Source organism: Blautia sp. Sow4_E7, from assembly GCF_052116245.1.
GTDB lineage: Bacteria > Bacillota > Clostridia > Lachnospirales > Lachnospiraceae > Blautia_A.
Genome location: NZ_JBQKLL010000129.1, coordinates 1 through 869 on the forward strand (window position 1 = coordinate 1; position 869 = coordinate 869).

Annotated in this window: 1 protein-coding gene; it reads left to right on the forward strand. The window is 49.8% G+C overall.

The genetic code is table 11. The annotated features are described in order from the left end of the window. The coding region (gene tnpC / locus ACTQ50_RS19695; RefSeq protein ID WP_441485568.1) for an IS66 family transposase at positions 1 to 840 on the forward strand (840 nt) is incomplete at its 5' end. Positions 841 to 869: the final 29 nt, after the last annotated feature.

An 869-nucleotide genomic window follows, 5' to 3' on the forward strand; every position in this document is an offset into this window, starting at 1 on the left:
CTGAAGCGCAGCTTCGCAATGGCAGATGAGACCAGAGTCCAGGTATTGAAGGAAGAAGAGCGCCGGGCACAGACGCAATCCTTCATGTGGCTGTTCCGCAGCGGCGAAGACGGACTTCCTGCCATTATCCTATATGGCTATTCTCCAACCAGGAGCGGCAGCCATGCAAAGGAGTTTCTGGAAGGCTATCACGGATATCTGGAAACGGATGGCTATCAGGGCTACAACAGTCTGCCGGATATCAAGCGATGTTCCTGCTGGGCACACATCCGCCGGTACTTTATCGACGCCGTTCCCAAAGGGAAACAGTATGATTACAGCCAGCCGGCAGTACAGGGAGTCCAGTACTGTAACCGCCTGTTTGCCATAGAGGATTCCATTAACAAAAAATATCCTGGTGATTATGAAAAACGGAAGCAACTGCGTCTCGAGAAGGAAAAACCTGTTCTGGAGGCTTTCTGGTCGTGGCTTGAGCAACAAAAGCCAGTCCGGAATACCCGCATGGATAAAGCGGTGAATTATGTCCTTAACCGGCGGGAAACAGCGGAGACCTATCTGGAGGATGGCCGCTGTAGTTTCACAAACAATCTAAGCGAGAACGCAATCCGTCCGTTTGCAGTTGGCCGGAAGAACTGGCTGTTCAGTGATTCTGTAGAAGGAGCCAATGCCAGTGCTGTAGTCTATACAATGGTTGAGATGGCAAAGGCGCACGACCTGAACATTTACGGATATCTGAAATTTCTGCTGGAACGTCGGCCAACGAAAGAGATGACCGATGATCAGCTCGCAGAACTTGCACCCTGGAGTGAAAAACTCCAATCTATCAAAAATCGCATGTGAATTATAGTGAATTACTCCAACTCGCAAAG